The organism is Bacillus sp. EA-CB0995 (genome assembly GCF_055814245.1).
Genome location: NZ_CP169269.1, coordinates 734,634 through 750,441 on the forward strand (window position 1 = coordinate 734,634; position 15,808 = coordinate 750,441).

16 protein-coding genes and 3 pseudogenes are annotated in these 15,808 nt (G+C 36.9%); 13 read left to right on the forward strand and 6 right to left on the reverse strand.

Going from position 1 to position 15,808, the window contains the following annotated elements:
- Positions 1–41: 41 nt before the first annotated feature.
- Positions 42–260 (reverse strand): annotated as a pseudogene (locus tag ACEWFJ_RS03850) (NifU family protein); the annotation flags it as partial.
- 178 nt (positions 261–438) lie between these two features.
- On the opposite strand from ACEWFJ_RS03850, the gene ACEWFJ_RS03855 reads away from it, so the two are divergent.
- The 3 genes from ACEWFJ_RS03855 (at position 439) to ACEWFJ_RS03865 (ending at position 1,904) form a co-directional block, all read left to right on the forward strand.
- Positions 439–747, forward strand: coding sequence for a YuzD family protein (locus ACEWFJ_RS03855; RefSeq protein ID WP_230574713.1), 309 nt, complete (start codon positions 439–441; stop codon positions 745–747).
- Between the two features lie 81 nt (positions 748–828).
- Positions 829–1,119, forward strand: a complete 291-nt coding sequence (locus ACEWFJ_RS03860; protein ID WP_473690527.1) for a hypothetical protein — start codon at positions 829–831, stop codon at positions 1,117–1,119.
- Positions 1,107–1,904, forward strand: a complete 798-nt coding sequence (locus ACEWFJ_RS03865) for a nucleotidyltransferase domain-containing protein (RefSeq protein WP_473690529.1) — start codon at positions 1,107–1,109, stop codon at positions 1,902–1,904. The genes ACEWFJ_RS03860 and ACEWFJ_RS03865 overlap by 13 nt, the downstream gene beginning before the upstream one ends.
- A 145-nt stretch (positions 1,905–2,049) precedes the next feature.
- Here ACEWFJ_RS03865 and ACEWFJ_RS03870 read toward each other — a convergent pair whose 3' ends face one another.
- Complete coding sequence (locus ACEWFJ_RS03870; protein WP_473690531.1) at positions 2,050–3,120, reverse strand: NAD(P)/FAD-dependent oxidoreductase; 1,071 nt, start codon at positions 3,118–3,120, stop codon at positions 2,050–2,052.
- A 331-nt stretch (positions 3,121–3,451) separates the two neighbouring features.
- Between ACEWFJ_RS03870 and ACEWFJ_RS03875 the strand changes: the two genes are divergently transcribed.
- From ACEWFJ_RS03875 to ACEWFJ_RS03905, 7 genes and pseudogenes are all read left to right on the forward strand, one after another.
- Positions 3,452–3,691, forward strand: coding sequence for a YuzB family protein (locus ACEWFJ_RS03875; protein WP_098308736.1), 240 nt, complete (start codon positions 3,452–3,454; stop codon positions 3,689–3,691).
- A gap of 286 nt (positions 3,692–3,977) precedes the next feature.
- The gene (gene dapF / locus ACEWFJ_RS03880) at positions 3,978–4,844 is read left to right on the forward strand and encodes a diaminopimelate epimerase (RefSeq protein ID WP_473690533.1); all 867 of its coding nucleotides are present in this window, start codon (positions 3,978–3,980) and stop codon (positions 4,842–4,844) included.
- A gap of 41 nt (positions 4,845–4,885) precedes the next feature.
- A complete protein-coding gene (locus tag ACEWFJ_RS03885) occupies positions 4,886–5,239 on the forward strand; it encodes a HesB/IscA family protein (protein WP_473690535.1) in 354 nt (117 codons plus the stop codon).
- A 195-nt stretch (positions 5,240–5,434) separates the two neighbouring features.
- Positions 5,435–5,605 carry a hypothetical protein gene (locus tag ACEWFJ_RS03890; protein WP_195933862.1) on the forward strand — a complete coding sequence of 57 codons (171 nt, stop codon included), beginning with the start codon at positions 5,435–5,437 and terminating at the stop codon, positions 5,603–5,605.
- Positions 5,606–5,840: 235 nt separating this feature from the next.
- Positions 5,841–7,177 (forward strand): annotated as a pseudogene (locus tag ACEWFJ_RS03895) (amino acid permease).
- Between the two features lie 351 nt (positions 7,178–7,528).
- Positions 7,529–7,684 carry an FbpB family small basic protein gene (locus tag ACEWFJ_RS03900; protein ID WP_098309268.1) on the forward strand — a complete coding sequence of 52 codons (156 nt, stop codon included), beginning with the start codon at positions 7,529–7,531 and terminating at the stop codon, positions 7,682–7,684.
- A 451-nt stretch (positions 7,685–8,135) separates the two neighbouring features.
- A complete protein-coding gene (locus tag ACEWFJ_RS03905; RefSeq protein WP_473690538.1) occupies positions 8,136–8,285 on the forward strand; it encodes an FbpB family small basic protein in 150 nt (49 codons plus the stop codon).
- Positions 8,286–8,301: 16 nt separating this feature from the next.
- On the opposite strand, the gene ACEWFJ_RS03910 is transcribed toward ACEWFJ_RS03905, so the two are convergent.
- Positions 8,302–8,940: an acetylglutamate kinase gene (locus ACEWFJ_RS03910; RefSeq protein WP_473690540.1), complete on the reverse strand. Its 639-nt coding sequence runs from the start codon at positions 8,938–8,940 to the stop codon at positions 8,302–8,304.
- 136 nt (positions 8,941–9,076) lie between these two features.
- Positions 9,077–9,529, reverse strand: coding sequence for a 2-thiouracil desulfurase family protein (locus ACEWFJ_RS03915; protein WP_473690542.1), 453 nt, complete (start codon positions 9,527–9,529; stop codon positions 9,077–9,079).
- 144 nt (positions 9,530–9,673) lie between these two features.
- Between ACEWFJ_RS03915 and ACEWFJ_RS03920 the strand changes: the two genes are divergently transcribed.
- On the forward strand, positions 9,674–10,564 hold the full coding sequence (locus ACEWFJ_RS03920; protein ID WP_473690544.1) for a helix-turn-helix domain-containing protein: 891 nt from the start codon (positions 9,674–9,676) through the stop codon (positions 10,562–10,564).
- 17 nt (positions 10,565–10,581) lie between these two features.
- Here ACEWFJ_RS03920 and ACEWFJ_RS03925 read toward each other — a convergent pair.
- A pseudogene (locus ACEWFJ_RS03925) lies at positions 10,582–11,831 on the reverse strand (MFS transporter).
- A gap of 413 nt (positions 11,832–12,244) precedes the next feature.
- On the opposite strand from ACEWFJ_RS03925, the gene ACEWFJ_RS03930 reads away from it, so the two are divergent.
- Both ACEWFJ_RS03930 and yhdJ read left to right on the forward strand, forming a co-directional pair.
- Positions 12,245–12,772 (forward strand): hypothetical protein, encoded by a 528-nt coding sequence (locus tag ACEWFJ_RS03930; protein ID WP_473690546.1) that lies wholly within the window; start codon positions 12,245–12,247, stop codon positions 12,770–12,772.
- A gap of 366 nt (positions 12,773–13,138) precedes the next feature.
- On the forward strand, positions 13,139–14,092 hold the full coding sequence (gene yhdJ / locus ACEWFJ_RS03935) for an adenine-specific DNA-methyltransferase (RefSeq protein ID WP_473690548.1): 954 nt from the start codon (positions 13,139–13,141) through the stop codon (positions 14,090–14,092).
- A gap of 356 nt (positions 14,093–14,448) precedes the next feature.
- On the opposite strand, the gene ACEWFJ_RS03940 is transcribed toward yhdJ, so the two are convergent.
- On the reverse strand, positions 14,449–15,438 hold the full coding sequence (locus ACEWFJ_RS03940; protein WP_440603036.1) for an NAD(P)/FAD-dependent oxidoreductase: 990 nt from the start codon (positions 15,436–15,438) through the stop codon (positions 14,449–14,451).
- Positions 15,439–15,808: the final 370 nt, after the last annotated feature.

Sequence of the window (15,808 nt, forward strand, 5' to 3'; positions counted from 1 at the left end):
ATTTAGAAAAAAGAGACCATAGTGGGTCTCTTTTCTTTAGCTTAAAATACTTGTTCTACTTCGATTACGCCTGGTACTTCTTCTAAAAGTGCGCGTTCGATACCAGCTTTTAATGTGATTGTAGAACTTGGGCAGCTGCCGCAAGCACCTAGAAGGCGTAATTTAACGATACCGTCTTCAATATCTACTAATTCTACGTCACCGCCATCGCGAAGTAAGAATGGACGTAATTTATCTAATACTTCTACTACTTGTTCGTGTAAGTTTTCGTTTTCCATTTTTATCGACTCCTTTCATTAGTTTTATTATAATCAAGATACAGGGGAAAATCTATTTTTAATATCTTTCTGATGTTGTCAAAATAGTTTATAGAGAATTCCTTCTTATATGTGACAATAAGATGCAGAAAAAAATGTATGTGCGAATGGGGGAGAAAATATGATAAAAGTTAGCGTTTACGGGGCGAAAGTTGTGTGTGCTAGCTGCGTTGGGATGCCGTCATCAACAGAAACGTATGAATGGCTGCAAGCAGCAATTGGACGAAAGTATGAAGGACAAGAAGAGAAATTTCATTTTGAATATGTGGACATTCACGAGCAGCAAGAAGAGGAAGAAAAACGAGCTTTTGCTGAGCGTGTGATTGAAGAAGACTTATTTTATCCTGTTGTTCTTGTGAATAATGAGATTGTCGGAGAAGGCAATCCTCGCTTAAAGGATGTATACGAAGAAATTGAGAAATATTTATAATATAACTTATAACTCACAGAGCTCTTGCAACGTAGACTACGAATCGCAAGGGCTTTTTCTGTATTTGAAGGGGTGGATGAGATGAAGAAGGGCTTTGTAATAGGGAGTATAGGGCTTTTTGCAGTCAGCGGTATTGCCTATATGGAAGGAGATGCAGCGATGATTTACTCGTTAGCAGGTTGGCTGAGCCTCTTTTTCTTAGCTAGTGCAGCATTTCTTTGTATAGATGGATTCATTTTAGGAGCGCGGGGGACATTTTCTTCAGCAAAGCCAAGGCGAAAAGAATCCCGTTTTCAATCTGCTAAAACGAATGTGTTTGCAGCGATTCCAAATGTGGCAGCTGCGTTAGGGGTATACTTATGGGTATCGTAACGGAGCATTTTGTACCAGAAGAAGTAAAGGTCTTATTAGAGCAGTATGTGAATGGACTTCAGGAAATCGTTTCTAAGGAAAAACTAGTTGGCGTGTATTTGTATGGTTCATTAGCATTAGGAGCTTTTCATTTGGAAACGAGTGATGTTGATTTTGTAACGGTGACGACAGAACAAGTGAGTGAAGTAGAGAAAGTGAAGATACGTGAACTACATAAGAAACTTTATAAACATGATCTTGGTAAGCGAATGGACGGTATGTATATTCCGCTTGTTGATTTAGGAAAGCAAAATCATGAAATGTCACCGTATTTATATTGTTCAGACGGAAAAATGAATGAAGGGCATTGGGATATTAATTCTGTGACGTGGTGGACATTAAAAAATCAAGGTATTACTGTGTGGGGTAAACAAGTAAACGAACTTCCGTATGCAATCACGTGGAATGATGTTGTGAACACAATGAAATACAATGTGGAACAATATTGGAGTGAGAAAGTAAAGCGTCCGTATTTATTTTTATCTACAGAATGGGTGGAGTTTGCAGTTGTGACAATGGGACGTATCATATACACGTTAGAGGCGGAACGGATTGTTTCTAAAGATGAAGGGCTGCAATACGTGATGCAATCTTTTAAGCAATGGGAACCGCTGCTGCAAGACGTATATCGAATTCGTCACAAAGGAGGAATGAAACCGTCCTTATCGAGATGGAGACGTGCTGAGATGACGAAGCAATATTTGTTATTTGGAATAGAGGAATGTAAGAAGAAGTGGGGAAAATAAAGTGAAACTTCCATTAGTGGGGGGATACTGCCCGCGAATAGCGAGATAAAAGAAGTTCATGCTTTTGTGTGCTTTCATTGAAATCGTCTCTAATGTATATAGGTAATAAAAAAACAAGAGCTGCATGGCGGCTCTTGTTTTTTGCTTAACCATTATGATGCTTATACATCCAAAGAATACCTGATTTTAAAAGGCGAGGTACGCGGCCCATTAACGGCTGATTTGCGAGTAAACCGAAGCCGTGTTTTTTACCGAGAGAACCAAGAACACCTTTTAATTTAATAACAGGTAGTTCTTCTGGTAATGTTTCATTATTCCAACGTTTTAATAATATTTGGACAATTTGCTCGCCTTGTCCTTCTGCAAGCTGAGCAGATGGTGCGTGCGGCAACGCAGCGCAATCACCTAACACATATACATTCTCATAATCTGGAATATTATGATATTTTGTTAATACAACACGACCGCTATTATCGTGCTCGACAGGTAGATTACGAACAACCTCACTTGCTTGAATGCCAGCTGTCCATACGATTGCGTCGCATTCAAGTGGTTCATCGTGGTTATACACAATATTTGGCTCCACTTTTGTAATGTTTGAGTTGCGAATGATTGTAACATTATGTTTCAAAAACCACTCTTCCACGTATCTACTTAATTTTTCTGGGAATGGGAAAAGAATGCGATCTTTTCGGTCAAATAAATAAATGTTTAAGTCTGGACGGCTTTCACGAAGTTCACTTGCTACTTCAACACCGCTTAGTCCAGCTCCTACAACAGCAACTGTTGCGTGTGGCTCTAAACCGTTTAGTTGTTGATATGTTTGACGAACTTGTTCAATGGATTGAAGGCTATACGTATGTTCTTGCGCTCCTGGAACGTTGTGATAGTTGTCTTCACAACCAAGTCCAATAATTAAGTCATCATAATTCACAATTTCACCGTCATCAAGATGAACGGCTTTGTTTTCTAAATCAACATTAGTTATCGTCCCGTATTGAATATTAAGTCGTGGATGTTCTGGAAATGGAATGCGAATATGCGTTTCAGAAATCGTTCCTGCTACTAATGCGTAGTATTCTGTTTTAAAACAGTGATACGGCACTTTGTCGATTAATGTCACTTGAACATCATCCGGAAGTTGGTTGCTCGGAAGAAGACGCTGTAAAACTCTCATTCCACCGTAGCCCCCACCAAGTATTACGAGGTGCTTCATGATGGATTACCCCTTTTCTGTTGAAATATCCCCTAATTATAAAAAGTTTTTATATTACAAAAATATTTTGACTTTACCCACTCAAATTATATCGAATTCAGAAGCAAATAACAATGTATGAATGCATAATCTGTTGTACAATAAGAAGAAAAGTGGGGCGATTTGTGAAAAAATTGTAGAATGTTGCAGTTTTCGACCGAAAAGTGCTTTTTATTAAGGATTAACGCATAAAACGATTGAAAATTTTAGTCGTTTCAGCTCGATTTATACAACATCTTAGTTTTACTGTTATAAAACAAGGGTTAATATATAGATGTAGGGGGGAATAAGGGTGATTAAACCGTTAATTGAATTTTGTGTTGGCAACCTTGCAAGTGGTGCGCAAAAGGCAAGGGAACAACTAGAGAAAGATCCGAATTTAGATGTGATTGAGTATGGTTGTCTTGGTTATTGCGGCATTTGTTTTGAAGGGCCGTATGCACTTGTGAACGGTGAAGTTGTAAAAGGCGAAACACCAGAAGAACTTGTGAAAAACATATACGATTATTTAGATGAAAATCCAATGTTTTAAGGCGTTGCAACGTGGCAGCGTCTTTTTCATTTAATGTGAATAAAAGGAAAGGATAAACGCATAAAACCATCTCGAAGGAACAAGCTAACAAGTACAGCAATCGTTGGTATGCATATAAAAAAAGAAAGCCCTTTGTTGAAGGGCTTTTTTCTTACACGATACGTGCAAGCACGACTTTGTTACGCCAAAATTGTCGTTGAATATGAGAAACGGGGGACATTCTTATTGTTTTCCAAAAGCGCTCATTTTATACTTATAACAATAAAAAATTTTGGAGTGAACCAATATGGAACAACTTTCTTTCACGAAAATGCATGGTCTTGGAAATAATTATATTTATGTGAATATGTTTGAAGAGCAAATTGCGGAAGAGCATCTAGCGAAAGTTGCTGAAAAAGTGTCAAATGTGAATACTGGGATTGGTTCTGACGGAATGATTCTAATTTGTCCATCTGACGTTGCTCCTGTAAAGATGCGTATTTTTAATAAAGACGGTTCAGAAGGAAAAAGCTGCGGGAATGGACTGCGATGCGTTGCAAAGTACGCATATGAGCATAAATTAGTAGAAGAGACTGTTTTTACAATTGAAACGCTAGCAGGAATTGTTACAGCAGAAGTAGTAGTTGAAGATGGAATTGTAACTTCCGCTACAATTGATATGGGTGCGCCGCGATTAAAACGCACGGATTTACCGATGTTAGGTGAAGGAGAAACACCATTTATTCGTGAAGATTTCCTTTACAGCAATCACCGCTATGCATTTACAGCTGTCTCAATGGGAAATCCGCATGCTGTTATTTTTGTTGATGATATTGACGAAGCGCCGCTTACAACATTAGGACCTGTGCTGGAAACACATGAGATGTTTCCGGAAAGTGTGAATGTAGAATTTATTGAAGTTCTGAATCATCATGAAATGCATTTCCGTGTATGGGAACGCGGTTCTGGTATTACACAAGCGTGTGGAACAGGAGCATGTGCCGCAGTTGTAGCTGCAATCTTGAATGGAAAGATGAAGCGCGGGCAAGAAATCACTGTTCATTTAGCAGGCGGGGATTTAATGATTACGTGGACAGAAGAAGGAACAGTTTTAATGAATGGTCCTGCAGAAGTCACTTGCAGCGGTGTATATTATTATAAGATTGAAGAGTAAAGATGTATAATAGAACGAAAGAAGAAAGGAAGGTGGATTCTATGATTACTGTAACAGAACAAGCGGCATATCAAATTAAAGATATGTTAAAAGATGCCGAAGATGGAGAGAAATACGTTCGCCTTGCAGTGCACGGCGGTGGATGCAGCGGTCTTTCTTACGGCTTAGGATTTGAAAGAGAACCAAAAGAAGACGACACAGTTCTTGAATTTTTCGGTGTTGAATTTGTTATTGATAAAGAAAGTGCTCCGATTGTAAAAGGAGTAAAAATCGATTATAAACAATCTATGCTTGGCGGCGGATTCACAATCGATAATCCGAACGCAATCGCATCGTGCGGCTGCGGATCATCTTTCCGCACAGCGACGAATGCTGGTAAACCTGAAGAGTGCTAATGCAACTTTTTAGTATCGAGATATGAGTATTCAATCGAATATGAGAAGCTGCTAAAGAAGCCTATTGAGGATTTAATCAAATGGTTATCTAATTCGCTATAAATGAAAAACGCTTGGATTCGTTCAAGCGTTTTTTTGGTGATTTCTAATAAAATCATGGCAGCATTCTAATACTAATAAAAAGAGGTGATTTTGATGGGAAAATGGAATGAACAGGCGGCACCGAATAATAATTTGCCAGCCAGCACAATTCGGTCATCTGAATTGCTGTTAGGAAAGAAAGCAGATCATGAATTTTCAGAGGAGCTTTCCGATGGCGGAGAAAGAGATAAAAACATTCAGATACTCAAAAACAGTCCTAAATAGAAAAAAATGATGCAGAGGTGACGATGAAAAAATCGTCACTATTTTTTTGTTTTGCACCCCCATATTCTCTCAACATACGCTTCAAAAAAATATGCCAAAATCAAAAGGATTATTGTATAGTTTAAATATTAAATCACCTAGGAAGAACTATGCAGCAATTAGTGATGTTACGTAATCACTTTTAAGAAAAAGATACTAACTTTGTTTCTATTTTATTACTAAAGGGGGATTAGACATGGCACAACAACAATTGAAACGCGAACTGCAACCGCGTCACATCAGGCTTATGGCAATAGGCGGGATGATTGGGACAGGAATTTTCAAAGGAAGTGCAGATACAATTTCAGCTGCAGGACCCGGCATCGTTTTTTCTTATTTATTTGCAGGATTTCTTCTTCTCATTGTTATGAGTGCAATAGCGGAAATGGCTATTGCTTATCCTGGTTTAAACATTCAAGGGATGATTCAAAAAGCTTTCGGTTCTCGTTTCGCCTTTGTCATTGGTTGGCTCTACTGGGTCGACTGGATTTTAGTTATTATTGTTGAGGTTTTGGCAGGGGGAGCTTTTTACAATATTGGATTCCATCCGCTCCTTTATGGCTGCTTAGTCTAGCATGTACTGCGCTTCTTCTTCTTATCAATTTGTTTAGCGTCAAACTTTACGGTGAAATAGAGTTTTGGCTTGCGAGTTTCAAAATTATTACTCTTGTTTTATTTATTTTGCTTGGTTTTGCCTTATTATTTGGCTTCATTCCAAATCATGAAGCAGCATATTTTACAAACTATACAAGTCACGGCGGATTCTTTCCAAAAGGATTGGGAAGTATTTTCACAGCACTCTTAATAGTTGTCTTTTCTTTCGGAGGTTCAGAATTAATTGGATTAACTGTAACAGAAACGAAAAACGTGGAACAGACGCTTCCTAGAGTAATAAAAGGGGTCATGTTCCGAGTAGTTTTATTTTACACATTACCTATTCTTATCATCACTGGACTTATCCCTTGGGACGAAGTAGGAAAGCAAGGCAGTCCTTTCGTACAGGTTTTCTCTGCAACCGGATTACAAGGTGTAGCACATATTATGAACTTTATTTTATTGACCGCTGTGTTGTCGGCTGCCAATTCAGGAATGTATGCTACTTCCCGTATTTTGTACTCTCTAGCGCAAAATAAAGAAGCTCCTGCTTTATTCTCGCGTCTTACTAAGCGCGGTGTTCCTATCTGGGGAGTTCTTGTCAGTTGCACTGGTTTATTAATTGGAGCTTTTATCGCGTTCCTTACGCCAGAGCATGTTTTTGGCTATTTGATGTCTATCCCGGGCTTTACTGTTTTGCTCATTTGGACTAGCATTTGCCTTGCGCAATTCAAGTTGCGTAAACAGTATCCTAAAATGCCGTATTTTCGCGTGTGGTTCTTTCCATACAGCACCTTGTTTGCAGCAGCTGCCTTGGCAATTATTTTTATTTTCTTCTTGTTCAACGCAGGCAATATAATTAACTCTATTGTATGCGTAAGTATTCTTATCCTTTTATCTGGCCTATCTATTTTGGTTGGTAGAAAGGAATCGAAATAAAGATCTTCAGCTAAAAAGGCCGTGTGAAGCGGCTTTTTTTGTCTTAGCATTTCCGTTTTATTAAAAAAACTTCTGTAAGACTTTAACAGAATGCATATTCCACACATGGTTAGTTAATATAACATGTTTGCAAAAAATTTCAGATGACAATAGTAATTATGGAAAAATAATTCTTCACATAACGTTTGAAAAAATATTTGAAAAATCTAAAAAATTAGATTATTATTTAATTAAGGTTGATTTTTCGACAAATAAAGTCAAATGTTTACAAAGAACGAGAAGTTTTGTGGTTGTATTTTTCATTCTATATCTTTGATTCTATATCTTTGATTCCAAAGAAAATAAGGAGGAATGATTATGCCAAAAAAAACCCGTAAATTACTCAGTAAATCATTTAAAGAATTAGTGCAAGAAAATAAACAAATGATACTTAATGATAAACAAGAATTGGAACGAATTGAACAACGAATTGAACAACGTCATATAAATAAAAAACCAGCCTCATAATGGCTGGTTTTTTCATTTATTCTGCTATTCGCGGGCAGTAAGACCCCCACCTCAAGATTCAGAGAGAAGCAAAGAAGATAGGGGGGATAACTGCCCGTAAAAGCTCGATTGGTTCAACTAACCGTCAGTGGGGGATGAAGCCCCCACTGATGGAAGTTTCACTTTATTAAAAAAAGCTTCTGCAAGACTTTAACAGAAGGCATATTTCCTACATGATTAGTTAACATAAGATTTTTAAAAAATTCCCAGATAATTAATGGTAACTTGGGAAAAATAATTTTTCACATAACGTTCAAATAAACAACGTTTGAAAAATCAAAAGTTATAGTATTATTTAGGTAAGTCGAATTTTTCGACAAATTAAGACAATTTTTTACAAAGAGCGAGAAATTTTGTGGTTGTATTTTTCATTCTGCATCTTTGATTCCAATGAAAATAAGGAGGAATGATTATGACAAGAAGGCACCGTAAATTACTCAGTAAATCATTTAAAGAATTAGTGCAAGAAAATAAAAAAAAGATACTTAATGATAAACAAGAATTGGAACGAATTGAACAACGAATTGAACAACGTTATATAATTACAAAACCAGCCTCATAATGGCTGGTTTTTTCTTTCACTGAAATACTTGAGGGAACTGCTTTACTATTCCTTCAGTAAGCGCATCTGCCATTTCTAAGGCTTCTTTCTCAATTTTGTCATACAATTGCACACCTGATTGATAATCTTTCTTTAGCATGGATACTGCCTCAGCTTTAGTCAATGCTAGATGCTCATAAAACATTTTCCTAAATTTTTCTTTAGGTATATGAGGATTTATGCTGCTTATGAATTCAACAATTTGGTCTGCATTGGTGTACCATTTTTTCTCTGCGATTGAGGTAGCGTTTTGATCGCCGGCTTTTGCTGCCTTGACAAGGTCTGCGGCGATTACTAAGTGATCTTTTATCAAATTACTATATTTTGTAGCTGCATTTTGACCGTAGAAAGGTTTGAGTAAATTACCCATATCCGGAGCGTTTTTAAGGAGTCGTGTAATAGTAACGTTAACATCTGGTAAATTAAAAATAATGCTAATGATGGCCAGCCTTGTCCAAGCGACATGCTGTTCCCATAGTGAGCGCATATAGCTTTTTAAATCAACTTCATTTTTACTGATACGGTAATTTCGTGCCATTGAAAACGCAGATTGTGGATCCCAACTTACATAAGGTATATCATATGTGAAATAATTGGATTGCCAATAAGGGTACATAATGATTACACTCCTTTGAACATATATACCTCACGGTATGATAAATGTCATTCTTAAGTTCTGTGTCCAAATGTTTTTATCTTCTATAACGATTTCTTCATTTTCTTGTTCATATCGTTTGATTTCTTCACTCTTCTTACGTTCGTATAAAATCATCTTCCGAAATCACCGTAAAACCATGTCGTCTGAATAAGGCAGTTGTAACGCCGTAACCATCTTGTTTTTTTCCGTTAAACTCTCCTGTGTAAATAACGGAACTTCCGCAAGATGGACTGCGTTCTTTCAGAATAATATACTCAGGGTCTAAGTCTTTGATTTGATGTAATGCTTCATAGGCCCCAGCAATAAAGATTTCCGTCACATCATTTCCGTTTTGGTCTATTACTTTTGCAGTTCCGTTCAATACATCGTCACCGTTTCCACCGACAATTTCGGCAGGTGTACGAGGTGTTGGCAATCCGCCTAATACTTCCGGACAAATAAGAATCGTTTCTTCTTTTTCTAGCAGTTCTTGAATCTTTGTAACGAGATTATCATTTCCGTCATAACGACAAGCAATTCCAGCTAAGCATGCACTGATTACGATCATATTTTCACCTCAGTTTGATAGATTTACTTTCATCATACAACAAAATCTTTCGCCACTTTTATGTTTTTCCTCTTATTTATACAGTGAAACTTCCATCAGTGGGGGGATTGCCCGCGAATAGCGGGATAAACAGGGGTGATAAATATGAGTAAACTGTATGAGTTAATGAAAGAATATAGCGAGTTTCAAAGTAAAGAAGAGTTTAATACATATCAAAATCAAATTTTAACGCGGTACCAAGCTCATATGAATAAAACAGATTTTCTCGTGATTCGTTTGTTAGGAAGGTATGCGATAAATGAAAAACAAAAAACGGTTGGTGTTGCATGTCCGTTAATGGAAACAATTGCGGTGAAAATAGGGAAGAGTGTACGGACTGTACGACGTTCTGTTGCAAAGCTTGAGCAGCTTAGTATTATTAAACGTGTGTTCACGAAGGAAAGATATAAGCGCGGGGGATATAGTGCGAATTTGTATGTGTTTTGTAAACAGGCAGTTGACCGCATGAGTGACCGTATGCAAATGACCGCATGTGAAAATGACGGGAGTGCAGGAGAGTGTAAGAAGGAGCAGTTGAATGAGGAAACGGAAACTATTGTTTATGAAAACAATTTAAAGATACAACAGAAAGTAAAAACGTATGATATGGACGAAACGTATTGTCGTCATGATATTCCAGTGCGATTTGTAGATGCGATTTCACCAATGTCTCGTCATCCACAAACAATTAATTTTACCTGGAGTAAAGTGGAACTCGCTTATAAAAAGAGCGGTTTATTTGAGCTAGGGTTGTTGTGGGAACAGATTATGAAGCATGATGATATACAAATGCAAATCATTCGGCGGACAAAAAGCGTTGTAAGGGCGTATAAGTACGGTGAGATTCGCAAAGACTTTGGTGCACTTTTATATGGTACGATGCAGGCATTATTTTTAGATGTCGCATTAGAGTGGGGGGCGGCAGTGAGGAGGAACAGCGGGATTGTTTTATATAATCCATTTGAAAGTGAAAAAAGAAAAGAGTCATGCTTATGAAGCATAACTCTCTACTTTTAATCAAATTTTCGCACAGTCGGAACGCGAATGGCGATAAATAATACAAACAGAATGACAGCAATTGCACCGCTTTTCATAATCGTGACAATCGGTATCCCGGCAGCTAGTGCAAGTGAGGTAAGGGCATACGAAATAGGGATAAAGCCCATCGATGATAACATGAGTAAGCTCATGACTCGGCCCATCATTTCTTCTTTCACAGTTGATTGAATCATGGCCATTAACGGTACGATGGCCATTGCGATTGAAATACCGTAAAAGCAGCCTGCCAGAACTGCTTGCCAAAGTGTTGTACTAAAGTTAATAGATAAGAAGAAAATACCGGATAGCAGCATCATAATAATGCAAAATAAACCGCGTCGCCGATTAATATTTCGCAGCCCGACGATAACTGCACCAATGGCCATTCCCCCACCAACAGCAGCTTCTAAGTAACTAAAGTGGAGCGAGTCACCGTGCAGCACATCTTTAATGAACAGCGGAAAACCGACTTGCATCGGTCCAATTAAAAATAAATTCAAAAAGGCGCTGCAAATAAGAAACGTTGATAAAAATGATGATTCTTTCACATAAAGGATGCCTTCTTTAATAGAAGTGAACATGCCTTTGTTTGGATTTGTTTCTTCTTGCACTGTACTTGTGTGAACTTTTTGGATGAGTATGGCAGCAATAAGTAATAATAAAATCACTATCGTAAAAATTGTTTCATAATTACTGAATTTAATTAGTATCCCGCCAAGGACAGGACCAAGAATAACGGATGCTTGGTTTGTCATTTGCGTGAGTGAATTTGCTTGTGTAAGGCGATGCTTCTCTACGAGATCCGGTAAGATAGAGCCATCAGCTGACCAGAAAAAGGCATCAGCTAAACCAAAGAAGAGCGCAAAGAAAGCAAATGTGTATAATGTGACGTGCCCAATGATGAACCAAATGAGAATGATCGTTACAAGAAGCGCACGCACAATATTAGAATAAAACATGATGTTTTTTTCTGGAACTTGTCTGCAACGGCTCCGCCGATAATCATAAAGATCAGGCGCGGAACACTAAGGGCAACAAATACAATTCCAAGTGATGCTTCTAAGTTTAATGTCTTTGCTATGTACCACGTTTGCGAAAACGTAAAAAATGCTAAGGCAAAGCTTGAACATAGGGTAGCGCCCCAAAGAAAGAGGAAATTGGTATTTTTTAATAAAGGTGTTCCCATTTCTTTTGAAGCAAGTTTACTTTTATGTAATTCCTCCATATGAATCCCTTTCTGTCATATGTCTTTTTATCTTTGTTAACAGTTTCTAATTTTTCTATACAGATACTTTTCCATTGTATTCAAAAAAGCAGAATTTGCCCAGCGGATTTTTGAAGCATAAAAATAAGAAGATGCCGAGGCATCTTCTTATTTTACACTTTAAACTAACGCAATATAAATATCAACTTGTGCATTATTTGGATCGAAAGTTCGTTTATCCTACATTAACGGGCAGTAAGGCTCCCACCTCAAGATTGAGAGAAAGCAAAGAAGAATGGCTGATAGTAACCACTCCTATGTCTAATTTAAGGATAATTATGGTGAAGATAAGTAACTAAGTCAATACAGTAATAGTACAAGTGTGTATATTTGGTAGTAATTGACCATAATTATTTGTAAGAGGTGATCAATGTATGGAACAAAAAATAATATGTTTTAGTGCTTGTAGTTCAGAAGCTTATAAAAATTTTCAAGAATCCGTTGAACAACCAGTATCAGTTAATCAATTGGGCAAAAATATTAAAGTAGCTATTCAAGAAGTTGATAGTTCTTTAGATTCTGTATCGATATGGGCTATGCGCTACAGCCCTAAAAATCAAAAGCTTTGGGAGAAAATTGATGAAGGCGATATTGCCCTTTTTTATGGAAATAGGAAATTTATTTCGTACGGTAAAATTATTAAAACGTTAATGTGTGAACAGGCAGCAAAAAATATTTTTGGTGATACCATTTACAAGTTACTTATCATAATGGAAAAAAATAAAGCTGTAGATCAAAAAAGAGATAAGCTTTGGAATACATTTAAGTACTCTGAAATAGCTCGTATTCAAGGTATGATGATCCCAAATATAAAAGTGCAAAATGAACTTTTACAACTTCACAACAATAATATAAGCAGTTTATTAAATGACTTATTAGAAATAAAAGATAATGTAGGTTGATATTAAACTGTTCCATTAATAGACACTTCGAAAAAAGTTGATTAATTTTTCGAATGATTCTTTTGATTGATTAAGTACCTAATTATTTTGATATTTGCTCAAATTTCATATAGATATTTACCGTATTTGGGAATTTATATCTTTTATGATTGGTTTTTTATAATAACAGCTTGATTTGCATAAGTCGTTTAGAGGTCATCACAAATATAGCATATCGCCTAAAACATAAAATACTGAATCCCACATATAAGAATATATCTAATATGTGGGATTCAGTATTTTATTGTGATTTGTCGCACTGTTATTGTATGTTAAAATAGTTTAGCCCATGAATTATCCGTTTGACAAATTATGAGGTGATTATAAATGTGGAACAAAGTTTTTAAAAATATGGAATTTGAAAACCTTCACAATAATGATAGCTTTGTAGGATTGGGAGATAGTGTAGATCTACTTAAGAAGGTTAATGATAAAACGATTGATTTAATATTTGCAGATCCTCCTTACAACATCGGGAAAGATTTTGGTAATAATAAGGACAAGTGGGATAATACTCATGAATACATTAATTGGTGCAAGCAATGGATTGACGAATGTTTCCGTGTGTTAAAGGATAATGGAACATTTTATTTTATGACAGCAACACAATACATGCCTTACTTAGATGTTTATATTAGTGAAAACTACAATGTACTATCTAGAATTATTTGGACATACGATAGCTCAGGGGTTCAGTCTAAAAAAATGTTCGGTTCACTTTATGAACCCATTCTTATGGTAAATAAGGACTCTAAAGCAGCTTATACTTTTAATGCTCAAGATATTTTAGTTGAAGCAAAAACGGGTGCAAAAAGAAAACTAATTGATTATCGTAAGAATCCACCACAGCCTTATAGTACTGAAAAAGTTCCTGGGAATGTGTGGGAATTTCCGCGTGTTCGATTTAAGATGGAAGAATACGAAAATCATCCGACTCAGAAACCAGAAGCTCTTTTGGAAAGAATTATAAAAGCTTCTTCTAATCCGGGGGATATTGTTTTAGATCCATTTTCTGGTTCGTTTACTACTGCTGCGGTTGCTGTTAAGAATGGCAGAAAAGCATTGGGGTTTGAGTTCAATAAAGACTTCTATTTAATCGGTTTGAGAAGAACGGGAATAACAGAAAGATATGACGGAATTAAATTAGAAAAAGATAAGAGTCGAAAAACAACCAATAAATCTAAAAAAGACCACGTAGTTAGAGAAGGTAACATTACTTCTGAAGTGGAAGAAATAGAACACCTTGAAATGTTTTCAGGAGCTAATTTAAAAGTCCGCTAAATGCGGGTTTTTAAATCAGCTCCTTTTTGATTTCCTTCTACTTTTCGATATTATCCAATTCCAGCGGCTCGGCTACTCGCATGTCGAACATCGTCGAAGGGTCTTTATCCCGCATTAACGGGCAGTAAAAGCTGGAGAAGAGCGGGGAAGAAAATTGCCCGTAAAAGCCCGATTGGTTCAACTAACCATCAGTGAGAAAAGCATCACTGATGGAAGTTTCACTTTATATCATGTCGAAGCGCCGATATATCAGAAATAGCGCCGATAAATGCACCACTTCCGCCGATATTTCGGCGGACACGTAAAAGGGACTGATCTCAAAAGGCACTTACGTGCCTTTTGAGATCAGCCCTATATTAAAACATGCTAGAACTATGCATTGGTTGCAGCTTCGCATTTGGATCGAAGTACGCTTTTGCATTGTTTACTGCTGTTGGCGCTTCGCCAAATCCGCATGCAATTAGTTTTACTTTTCCTTCATATGTACAAATATCACCAGCTGCGTAAATACCAGGGATGTTTGTTTCCATTTTAGAGTTTACAACGATGCTGTTTTTTTGGATATCTAAACCCCAGTCTTTAATTGGACCAAGAGAAGATACGAAGCCGTAGTTTACGATGACATCATCAACATCAATGACAACTTTTTCTTCCGTTTTCACATGTTGAAGTACAACTTGTTCAATTTTCTCTTCACCGATCAGTTCAACTGGAACGTATGGTGTTTTTACTTGTGCGCGAGAGTTCATTAACGTTTCAACGCTATGCTCATGTGCGCGGAATTTATCACGACGGTGAACAATTGTTACTTCTTCTGCGATTGGCTCTAACATCATTGTCCAGTCTACCGCAGAGTCTCCGCCGCCAAACACGACAACGCGTTTGCCAGCAAATTTATTCATATCCTCAACGAAATAGTGTAAGTTTGCTTTTTCGAATTTCTCTGTATCCTCTAATTCTAAACGGCGTGGTTGGAACGCACCGTTTCCAGCTGTAATGATGACTGATTTAGAGTAGTGTGTTTCTTTATTTGTTACAAGCTTGAACACGCCATCTGCTTGTTTTTCTAACGTTTGAACAGCTTCTTCTAAACAAACAGTTGGTTCGAACTTGCTCATTTGTTCTTTTAAGTTATTAATGAGTTCTTGTGCACGAATTTTAGGAAAACCTGCAATATCATATATGTACTTTTCAGGATATAATGCAGATAATTGACCACCGAGTTGTGGCAAGCTTTCGATAATCTTTACGCTTGCTTGCCTCATACCGCCGTAAAAAGCTGTGAATAGTCCAGTTGGGCCTCCACCAATAATAGTGATGTCATATACTTTTTGATTTTCTGTCACTGTTTACTCCCCCTATAATTAGGAAATTTTTCGTGATTCTCCTATATACACTCGTATGTATGTTATACGGAACTTCCGTGAACGGAGTGCAAGCGCACTCAAGACAAATGATATCATATTTTATAAAAAAAGCGTTAGAAAACGACTGAATTGTGTATACACTTCGTATAGATTTGTTAGAAAAGAAAAACTAGCCAATAAGTGAAGTACATATCATTTGGTAATTATCACCATCTGTAGTTAATTGAATAGATTTATAGATAATGATTTCACATTTGAAGGTGAGAAGACAGTAATTGTCTCTTGAATTCTGAGCAAATAAGGGAATGTGAAAAAACTTAAAAAGACCTCGTTATTTTAAAATATTGAT

Coding starts and splice junctions, on each gene's coding strand:
- ACEWFJ_RS03855 (WP_230574713.1), top strand. CDS start 439: ATGATAAAAGTTAGCGTTTACGGGGCGAAAGTTGTGTGTGCTAGCTGC.
- ACEWFJ_RS03860 (WP_473690527.1), top strand. CDS start 829: ATGAAGAAGGGCTTTGTAATAGGGAGTATAGGGCTTTTTGCAGTCAGC.
- ACEWFJ_RS03865 (WP_473690529.1), top strand. CDS start 1,107: ATGGGTATCGTAACGGAGCATTTTGTACCAGAAGAAGTAAAGGTCTTA.
- ACEWFJ_RS03870 (WP_473690531.1), bottom strand. CDS start 3,120: ATGAAGCACCTCGTAATACTTGGTGGGGGCTACGGTGGAATGAGAGTT.
- dapF (WP_473690533.1), top strand. CDS start 3,978: ATGGAACAACTTTCTTTCACGAAAATGCATGGTCTTGGAAATAATTAT.
- ACEWFJ_RS03885 (WP_473690535.1), top strand. CDS start 4,886: ATGATTACTGTAACAGAACAAGCGGCATATCAAATTAAAGATATGTTA.
- ACEWFJ_RS03890 (WP_195933862.1), top strand. CDS start 5,435: ATGGGAAAATGGAATGAACAGGCGGCACCGAATAATAATTTGCCAGCC.
- ACEWFJ_RS03900 (WP_098309268.1), top strand. CDS start 7,529: ATGATTATGCCAAAAAAAACCCGTAAATTACTCAGTAAATCATTTAAA.
- ACEWFJ_RS03905 (WP_473690538.1), top strand. CDS start 8,136: ATGACAAGAAGGCACCGTAAATTACTCAGTAAATCATTTAAAGAATTA.
- ACEWFJ_RS03910 (WP_473690540.1), bottom strand. CDS start 8,940: ATGTACCCTTATTGGCAATCCAATTATTTCACATATGATATACCTTAT.
- ACEWFJ_RS03915 (WP_473690542.1), bottom strand. CDS start 9,529: ATGATCGTAATCAGTGCATGCTTAGCTGGAATTGCTTGTCGTTATGAC.
- ACEWFJ_RS03920 (WP_473690544.1), top strand. CDS start 9,674: ATGAGTAAACTGTATGAGTTAATGAAAGAATATAGCGAGTTTCAAAGT.
- ACEWFJ_RS03930 (WP_473690546.1), top strand. CDS start 12,245: ATGGAACAAAAAATAATATGTTTTAGTGCTTGTAGTTCAGAAGCTTAT.
- yhdJ (WP_473690548.1), top strand. CDS start 13,139: ATGTGGAACAAAGTTTTTAAAAATATGGAATTTGAAAACCTTCACAAT.